This window comes from Bathymodiolus japonicus methanotrophic gill symbiont (assembly GCF_019721995.1).
Lineage (GTDB): Bacteria > Pseudomonadota > Gammaproteobacteria > Methylococcales > Methylomonadaceae > Methyloprofundus.
In genome coordinates, this window is record NZ_BLYC01000085.1 from 1 (window position 1) to 8715 (window position 8715).

An 8715-nucleotide genomic window follows, 5' to 3' on the forward strand; every position below is an offset into this window, starting at 1 on the left:
CCTATGGCCTCGCTAAAAGCGTAAGCGACCTTATCTAGGGAGGTTATCAATGGGAGGCGTGGCTAAGGAATAAATAAACTAGGCGCGGTGGCAAATGGCACGCATCATCAGTGAAGAATATTATTGATCGATAGAAGGAAATAAATAGTTATAAGTCTTGATGTAGCTATCTTGTAAATCGCTATAGCTTATGTCCTCTCTATCGGGGTCAATATCCGAAGCTTTGAAGCCCACATCGTTTATAGCCTCCATTGGTTCAGCCCCGTCAAAAATTAACTTAGATGCAGTCTTTAGCTTCTCAGCCTTAACACTGTCTTTTTCGGTAATTACACCTTGATTGTAAATTTCTATTAGCTTTTTTAGACTTTTTGAGTAGCCAGATAGCCCAGTAACAAGATAGGTGTCCATGGAAAAAATATAAGGCTTTTTAATTCTGGTGGGTATAAAACCAAGGTTAGCCATCATAATTACAGTGCCAGCTAGTTTGTACATGTTATCCGCGCCAGCATTAATTATTTCTTTCTTGTCGTTAGTGTTAACTTACCCGATGAAGACAAACGTAAATTGCAGAGGGAGGTCATTCATTCGAGAGGTGAATTACTTTTTTCTAAAGCAATTGTTTTGTCTGAGGGTGAAACTGAGGAACAATCTTTACCACAGCTATTTACTAAATATTTTGGTAACAATGAATTTTCAATGGGAATAAATTTCATTGGTGTGAGTGGCTCAGGAGCAAAGTATCGACCATTTTTGAGTTTTGCACATGATTTTAATATCCCTGTCTTTGTTTTTAGTGACGGCGAAATAAATACAACTAAAGAATTAAAAAAGAACTATGACAAAATATTTGGTGAAACCGATATTGATAATAGCCCGAATATAACAATATTGGATAGAACTGATTTTGAAGGGTATCTGTTTGATTCAGGGTTTGCGAAGTCAATTGAAAATGCAATTGTGGAAATTGATGGTACTGACGCAATTGATAAATGGATAAACAAAAAGCAAGGTACTCAAGAAAAATCACGAAAAACTGACCAGCCACCCTGTGAAACTTGTAAGCAGCCAATATTTGACTCGTCTTTACGTGATTATTCTTGTCCTGATGGGCGAAAAAAAGCAATGTTGGAAATTTTAGATGCTAAAAAGCCAAGGTATGCTCAAGCTGTTACAGAGCAATTATGTAAATTGGACTCTGATAAATTACCACCTAAAATAATTGAATTATTTGAAAAAATTAAAGTGGGGCGGATATTATGATGGCTTTATCACCCGATCAAGAATCTATTGTTAAAGCTCCCATTGAAAATTCACTACAAGTCTTAGCCTCTGCTGGTTCAGGAAAAACTCGTGTATTGACTGAACGAATCCGGTTTATTCTTGAAAACACTAAAAAAGACAGTGTTATTGCTTTAACATTCACTAATAAAGCGGCTGAAGAAATGGCTGAACGTCTTGATAATGTTGATGCTATAGAAGACAGGGCTTGGGTTGCCACTATTCATTCTGTTGCTCAACGTATATTGGAGCAATACGGACATACCATAGGGCTTCCTGCTGAATTGCATATCTATGAGCGTGATAAAGATAGGATGGAGGTTTTTTTACAATCTTTACGTGATGATAATGTGGATATTGATGAATATCTGAATGTTTCAGGTTCAAGAGAGAGACGTAACCGTGAAGGTGTTATGCAAAAACATATGGATGCTTTTGCTGCGATAAAACGTGAAATTCTTAATGAAAGTGAGGTTGCTGAGAAATATCCAAATGATTCACGATTATGGAAAATATATCAAGACTATCAAGATGCACTGCTTGCCAGTGGGGGCATCGATTATGATGATATTTTAAAGTATGCTTATAAAATACTTTTTCTCCATGACTGGGTTGCTAATATTTATCGTGCTAAATATAAGCATATTTGTGTGGATGAAGCACAGGATTTAAATAAAATTCAATACGAGTTTATAAAGACACTCTGTGGTGAGTCAATTACCAGTATATTAATGGTTGGAGATCCGAATCAGATGATATATGGATTTAATGGGTCTTCATCTGAATATCTTTGTTCTTTTTTTATTGATGATTTTAAGCCATCAGTTTATGAGTTAAAGGAAAATTACCGAAGTAGCAGGGCTGTTATTCATGTTGCAAACAAATTAAAACCAGGGTCACAGAAAGAAAGTGATTTTGCTTTACAAGGTGGCGTAACAGTTGAAACTCAAGCCGATGAGTTTGAGGAAGCTCGTTGGATAGTTAATCAAATTAAGCACCTTTTAGAGATGAAAACACATAAGGAAATTGAAGGCGAAATAACGCTTGATAAGATGGTTGTTATTGCTAGAAACCGATATGTTTTTTCTGCTTTAGAAGACGCTTTAAATAATTCTGAAATGCGATTTTCTTTAAAAAAAGGGGAAAGGCAAGTAGAGCCTATTTCATTATTTTGTAGGGTATTAGACTATGCTATGCGTGTAAAACTGAATCCTAAAGATTGGGTGGATGGTAAGAAGCTTTGTTCTTTATTAAAGCTTTCTTCTCCTTCTGAATGGGGAAATAATGAAATCTTAAAGAAATGCTCCGAAGATGTTTTAAGTTCAGAAATTTTGTTTCCTGAATTACAGTCAGAATTGTTAGTAGTAATAGACCAGCTGGATATTAATGAACCTAATATTAGAAAACTAACTAAATCCTTTATTGATAAATTAGAGAAATTTTCTGATGCTCCACAATTGGAAAATTATGAATCTGAGTTGGAAATAAGTATTCTTGAATTAAAAGAGTTTCAAAAATACTGGATCCGGTTTAAACAAAAAGGTTTGGGTGATTCATTACAGGCATTTAGAAATGCGATGGCATTAGGTCAGATAACTGAAGATGTTATTAATGATGGATTAACCTTAAGCACAGTGCACACAATGAAAGGATTGGAAAAAGAAATTGTTTTTTTGATGTCTATGTGTGAAGGTGTGTTTCCTGATTATCGGGCTAAGACTACTGCTGATATTAATGAAGAACGAAACAGTGCCTTTGTGGCAATAACAAGAGCTAAACGACAGCTTTATATCTCCTCCCCAAGGCAGAGAACTATGCCTTGGGGAGGGGTTAAGGGGCAATATGTATCTCGTTTTATAGATGAGATTCGCTCCCCGTCTAAGCGGCGAGACACCCAGTAATTTCAATGGGTCAAGAACAACATTAGGTCGACCTTTTCTGTTCTGTCGCAGAAACCAGAAATAGCTATTACCTACGATCATAAGATTTAATTTCAGTCAAAGAAGATCCGCATGTTCAACTAAAAATGCTCCACTTTTTAGTGTTTTTTTCCTGAATACCAGATTATACCTGGCTTATCCATTCAGTTATCACAATGGGGTGATAACATTTTATTTTGAAAAATTCACCGCATGAAAATCCACCTTCTCTGAGTGACTCTTAACATATTCGTTCCATATTTCTTTACCTTTTAAGAAATGTTTTAAGGCTTCTTTATCCTTGTTAGGTCAGCCCCTAGCAGTTTTTAAGTCTAACTGGGCTTTTTGGGCTAAACCTTTATAAGTAGGGTCAAGATAAGCCGTTTCTCCTAACAGGCCGGCCCGTTTCTCAAGAAGTTTAATTTTACTATAATTATGTGTTGATGCTTTACCATCTATAGCTAGTTTAATCCTTCTAGCAGTCATAAAACGAGAATAAGGAGCCCTTAATCTTTCTTCATTGATAATTATTCCAGTGACATGCTTTACTTCACTTTCATTAAAAATTCTTGTTTTATGATTAGATAAGTTGTAACCATACCGCTTAATTATGTGAACAATTTGTTTGCTTAATGACTTTGGTATTGTTGACCCAGAGAAAGTTAGATCATCAATATAGCATGTAAAAATAAGATTGTATCCTTGAGCTAAAGACTCTAATTCATCAAACATTGGTTTTGCGGCATGTAGTGATAGTAGGGGGCTCAAAGGGCTACCTGTCGGCATACTATTATGAAAAGTAGTTAATTTTGTTAATTTTGTAGCTATATCATGAGGTAATTTCAATTGGTCTAAAAAAAAGTTATAAACCAAGTGATTTTTAGTAGACCCATAAAAATTTTTTAGGTCAAAAGTAGCTATCCTTTTAGATAAAACATGTGCAGCAGCATTTGTTCTATAAGATCGTTTTTTTACAGCGGCATGCGAATAGTCAGGCGGTTCTACCGGTTTAAGTAAGTCAAGAATTCTTTCATGTATCTTCCTTAAATCACCAACAGGCTCTTGTACCTGCCTTTCCTTTGATTTTTTTAAGGAGAAATGGTTGAATGATTCTTTATTAACAAATTGACGGTATTTGGGGGGGCTTTTTAAAATTAAGTTTAATTCATTTTTTTCTATGCCAATGATATCGCATATTTTTTTTATTGACCCTATTTTATATAAAGCGCATTGATTTATAGGGTAATGCTTAAGATATTTTAGTTTTCTTTTTGTAGGCTTCCTTAGCATTGAGTCGTTCCTCGTTCCACTGGAGTATAGAAATTATCTTTCCCGCAATTTTTTTCTTTATTTTATCAGAAGGATTTGATTCTTCTAGGTTTTCAGAGAAAAACAGTATGGAAGATAAAGGAATATCAAACTCATCACTATATTTTTGTAAAATCTCAAGCGATGGTTGTTTTTTTTCCGACTCTATTTCTGAGAGATATGAATTAGAAATACCAATTTCTGAGCATAGCTCTGTTTGAGAAAGATCGTGATAAGTACGAATAAGCCTTAAGGCCTGATTAATCATAAGATTAAGCGTTTATAAGTAGTAATAACAGTGGGGTAGATTTATTCTATAAAGAAATTCCAAATACTAACAATTTTTGGTTGAACAAAATCATATATATTCAAAATTAATTTAAATATATAGATAGCTTTAAAACATTCTTTTAAACCAAATTTTGGTTTCTTTATCTTTTTTAAAGTGTTAATCAGACACTGCTCTGCGGGCCTATTTTGGTTCATTTTAAGTCATTTATGGGTTACGACGTGAAATGTCACGCCTCTCGCAAGTAACTTCATAAGTCAAAAAAAATCGGGATGAGCAGTGTTTTTCCCCCTTACTGAATCACCCGCTTTCGGTCTCGCCGAAAGCGGCTATCTCATGCTGGTGATGGATGACATTCAAGGGTATCGACCTGAATGTTGCACGAAAAATGGTCAGAGACAGTGTCTCCACAGAGCTAATGCTCTAATAGCCTCGAGATTTAATCACCGAACCGCAGAGTTAATATATTATTTTTCTTTAGCTGTTGTCAAAAATATTTCGCTATTACAATACCTTCGCCCGCTGAAAATCCTGGAAACGGAGCTTTAGCGAAGTGATGATTTTTAGTCCGCGATAGCCGTAGGGCCGTTGTTTTGTCGGAGTCTGAGCGTTAGCGAAGGTGGAGACAAAATAAAAGGCCATCCGACACGGCGTCAAGTCATTTGGAGCCTATGTTCCGACCCCTTGTTGGGTCGGGACGAGGTGACGAGGACGAATCGGGGCCGCCGGAGGCATAAGTGGTCGCGTTAAGTTTTTGCTGCTTGCTTGGGCTGGGATGCCCAAAACAAGCTTTCGCAAAAATAGCGACTCCCCGAAATTTTAATTTAAGCCAAAATTGAAGCATAAAAAACAATGGCTAGCATTGTTTAGAAGTTGGGGGGGTGTGCATAAACGCGATATTTCTCACTTGATGCGCTGTAATCCTTACAATACGCACCTCAAATTTAGAATTATTATGCTTTTAAATGAACTGTTCTGGCTAGCGCTGAGATATTTCGGATAATAGCCAGATTTCAAACAAACCTAGTCCATTATGGGTACACCTTAACGCGACTGGCCGCAGCCTACTAAAATCCCAGTCCATTTATTGCTTTAGACTACGTATAATGGACTGGCATAACGAGACCACTCAAAATGGACTGAGAGGGATTTTAGAATTTTGCATACTTAAGAGCTTCGACAAAAGAGCAAAATGCATGTATCTACAGTGTGGGATCTTCTTGCTCAATAGGTGGGTATAAATAATTATAAGTCTTGATGTAGCTATCTTGTAAATCGCTATAGCTTACGTCCTCCCCATCGGGGTCAATATCCGAAGCTTTAAAACCCACTTCCTTTATAGCCTTCATTGGTTCAGCCCCTTCAAGAATTAACTTAGATGCAGCCTTTAGCTTCTCAGCCTTAAGACTGTCTTTATCAGTGATTGAGCCTTGGCTGTAAATTTCTGCCAGTTTTTTAAGGCTTTTTGAGTAGCCAGCTAGTCCAGTAACAAGATAGGTGTTCATTGAAAAAATATAAGGCTTTTTTATTCGGGTGGGTATAAAGCCAAGGTTAGTCATCATTATTACACTGCCCGCTAGCTTGTACATGTTAGCCGAGCCCGCCTTAATTACCTCTTTGTTGTAGTTAGCATTCATTTTATTAAATTTAAAACCGGGTGAAAAGCAAACAAGACCAGTAAAAGCTTGCTATGTCTTGGTTGCATGAGTTAAAGTTATCAGCAATACAGCCTGATAAGTATTTTTCAGGTAAATCGCCCGGACTTAATTAAGTTTCAGGCATAAAAAAACCCCCGCGAACATTTGATTGTCTGCGAGGGTTTTTTAAGGTTGCGGATGATAGATTGTCGTCATTCATCGCAGCTTGAAAGTAAGAATAATACTCTTGCTTTCAAAGCAGACGTTAATTATATCTTAATTGGCATCTTTTGAAAGCATTATTTGGCTTCTCTACTTTACAAGCTCAGTCCCTACCTTGGAATCAAGATGATTTGGAGTAGGTCAGGACAGTGTTGTCGATCAAGGGTAACTGCTAAGACAACCCATAAGGCACACCTCGTATAAAGTAGAAATCGCAGCCTTAGAACCGTTTTGACTGCGGAATTTGAATTTTATAATACAAGGCGTGGCACGTTTGGAGCAGGGGTGGATATATTTATTATATCTGGCAACGTGCAGAGCGTAACGGTAGTGAACGGGGCCTAAAAACTCAAGTAACTCGATGCCAAGATTCACTGAAACTTTAGTCCATATAATCTGTTTTTTTAGCAGTTGTGGGAGGGGGAGCTGTGAACGGGATTTTAAAGGCACGCCCTTGCGGTTAATACGGCTACCCTATCAAGGTCTTTAGTTTTTAAAATCTACAATTAATTATTATTGATGCGCGGTTTAAGACAGCCCTGACGCATGAAATAAAACCCGCATAAAAAGCCATTTTATATTTGCTATATAATGCTTTCCTATCCTAAATACTACCCCCAATAGAAATCATGAGTAAAGTTAGCAAACGGCCTAACCGAGAAGCGCGCAAAGCGCATAAAAAAAAGAGTTAGCAACACACAAAAAATTGCGAGAGAAAAAGAAAAAAGACGGTACTTATCAAAAGCAGTCTGGTGTTTCGAATAAGGTCAGTGATTTAAAAACGATAGAAGATGAACGAGAAGCTCGAGAGGATTCCCTGGACGCGCAACTTCAGGTATTTCGGAGGCTTCTACCCGTATGGCTAAAACAAGTCTCCTCATTGAAAGACCCGCGTCAAGCCAAAAAGATAAAAAATAAATTGGCAGTTGTATTACTTTTTGGGCTATTGAGTTTTGTTTTTCAAATGAGTTCTCGTCGACAAATGAATAGCCAAATGAGTCAACCCTGTTTTCGTGAAACGCTACAAAAGTTATTTCCTGAATTAGAATCTATGCCGCATGCTGATACCTTGGGGCGCGTACTGGAAACACTGGAATTGGACGCCTTGCCAACAGCCCATGTTGCCTTGGTGAAGAAACTTATACGCAGCAAGAAATTCGCCACCGCTGAAAATCAGGGAAACGGAGCTTTAGCGAAGTGAAGATTTTTAGTCCGCGATAGCCGTAGGGCCGTTGTTTTGTCGGAGTCTGAGCGTTAGCGAAGGTGGAGACAAAATAAAAGGCCATCCGACACGGCGTCAAGTCATTTGGAGCCTATGTTCCGACCCCTTGTTGGGTCGGGACGAGGTGACGAGGACGAATCGGGGCCGCCGGAGGCATAAGTGGTCGCGTTAAGTTTTTGCTGCTTGCTTGGGCTGGGATGCCCAAAACAAGCTTTCGCAAAAATAGCGACTCCCCAATTATCTCATTCAAAATTGTTACCCGATTGCTATTGATGGCACGCAAAAACTGGTTCGTGATGGACAGTGGTACCCAGAGGAATGGTTAGACCGTTCGGGTGGTGAGAATGAAACATCATGGGAGCAACAGTATATATATGTTTTAGAAGCCAATCTTGTTTTTCATAACGGACTGACACTGCCTTTATTCTCTGAATTCCTGAGCCATACTGAGGGCGCCCCCGATGATGCGAAACAAGATTGCGAGTTAAAGGCATTCAAACGCTTGGCTGGAAAAATTAAGCAAGAATTTCCACTCGTTTTATTCCTAAAATAACGATAATTATCCTCGAATTCTTTGCACTCATTGCCGTTATTTTTTCTTTTTCGATAAAAAGGCTAGAGAGTATTAAAAGCTAGTCGATCAGATTCCGACAAATCCATGGCTATCTGCGATGGATAGTAAACATACAATACATATTTTTCAAGCCTTAAAGCGCCTACAAGCCCTATAGATGGGTAAAGTTTGCACAGGACTCAACCACAGTAGCGATGCTATTTACTCGGCCTTCTAGCGCATCTACGCCCTTTATAATACTTATCTTTCTTAGCCATATTTTAATA

At 37.8% G+C, this 8715-nt stretch carries 11 protein-coding genes; 3 read left to right on the forward strand and 8 right to left on the reverse strand.

What is annotated here, in order from left to right; all coding sequences use genetic code 11:
- Window positions 1–120: 120 nt before the first annotated feature.
- Window positions 121–492, reverse strand: coding sequence for a hypothetical protein (locus K6984_RS29410; RefSeq protein ID WP_221898533.1), 372 nt, complete (start codon window positions 490–492; stop codon window positions 121–123).
- 72 nt (window positions 493–564) lie between these two features.
- Here K6984_RS29410 and K6984_RS29415 point away from each other — a divergent pair, with 72 nt between their 5' ends.
- Complete coding sequence (locus tag K6984_RS29415; protein ID WP_221898534.1) at window positions 565–1260, forward strand: ATP-dependent endonuclease; 696 nt, start codon at window positions 565–567, stop codon at window positions 1258–1260.
- Window positions 1257–3179, forward strand: a complete 1923-nt coding sequence (locus K6984_RS29420; protein WP_221897825.1) for an ATP-dependent helicase — start codon at window positions 1257–1259, stop codon at window positions 3177–3179. Before K6984_RS29415 ends, K6984_RS29420 begins: the two co-directional genes overlap by 4 nt.
- 327 nt (window positions 3180–3506) lie before the next feature.
- Here the strand turns inward: K6984_RS29420 and K6984_RS29425 are convergent, their stop codons facing one another.
- From K6984_RS29425 to K6984_RS29440, 5 genes are all read right to left on the reverse strand, one after another.
- Window positions 3507–4487 (reverse strand): reverse transcriptase family protein, encoded by a 981-nt coding sequence (locus K6984_RS29425; protein WP_221898535.1) that lies wholly within the window; start codon window positions 4485–4487, stop codon window positions 3507–3509.
- The gene (locus K6984_RS29430; protein ID WP_221898536.1) at window positions 4447–4773 is read right to left on the reverse strand and encodes a helix-turn-helix transcriptional regulator; all 327 of its coding nucleotides are present in this window, start codon (window positions 4771–4773) and stop codon (window positions 4447–4449) included. Before K6984_RS29430 ends, K6984_RS29425 begins: the two co-directional genes overlap by 41 nt.
- Window positions 4774–5298: 525 nt before the next feature.
- Entirely contained in the window at window positions 5299–5436 is a 138-nt protein-coding gene (locus K6984_RS29435) for a hypothetical protein (RefSeq protein WP_221898537.1), read from the reverse strand.
- 27 nt (window positions 5437–5463) lie between these two features.
- The gene (locus tag K6984_RS35470) at window positions 5464–5592 is read right to left on the reverse strand and encodes a hypothetical protein (RefSeq protein ID WP_263458596.1); all 129 of its coding nucleotides are present in this window, start codon (window positions 5590–5592) and stop codon (window positions 5464–5466) included.
- Window positions 5593–5996: 404 nt separating this feature from the next.
- On the reverse strand, window positions 5997–6356 hold the full coding sequence (locus tag K6984_RS29440) for a hypothetical protein (protein ID WP_221898538.1): 360 nt from the start codon (window positions 6354–6356) through the stop codon (window positions 5997–5999).
- 1003 nt (window positions 6357–7359) lie between these two features.
- On the opposite strand from K6984_RS29440, the gene K6984_RS29445 reads away from it, so the two are divergent.
- Window positions 7360–7854: a transposase family protein gene (locus K6984_RS29445; protein WP_221898539.1), complete on the forward strand. Its 495-nt coding sequence runs from the start codon at window positions 7360–7362 to the stop codon at window positions 7852–7854.
- Here K6984_RS29445 and K6984_RS29450 read toward each other — a convergent pair.
- Window positions 7793–7939 carry a hypothetical protein gene (locus K6984_RS29450; protein WP_221898540.1) on the reverse strand — a complete coding sequence of 49 codons (147 nt, stop codon included), beginning with the start codon at window positions 7937–7939 and terminating at the stop codon, window positions 7793–7795. The genes K6984_RS29445 and K6984_RS29450 overlap by 62 nt on opposite strands.
- 27 nt (window positions 7940–7966) lie before the next feature.
- Window positions 7967–8095 (reverse strand): hypothetical protein, encoded by a 129-nt coding sequence (locus K6984_RS35475; protein WP_263458596.1) that lies wholly within the window; start codon window positions 8093–8095, stop codon window positions 7967–7969.
- Between the last annotated feature and the right edge of the window lie 620 nt (window positions 8096–8715).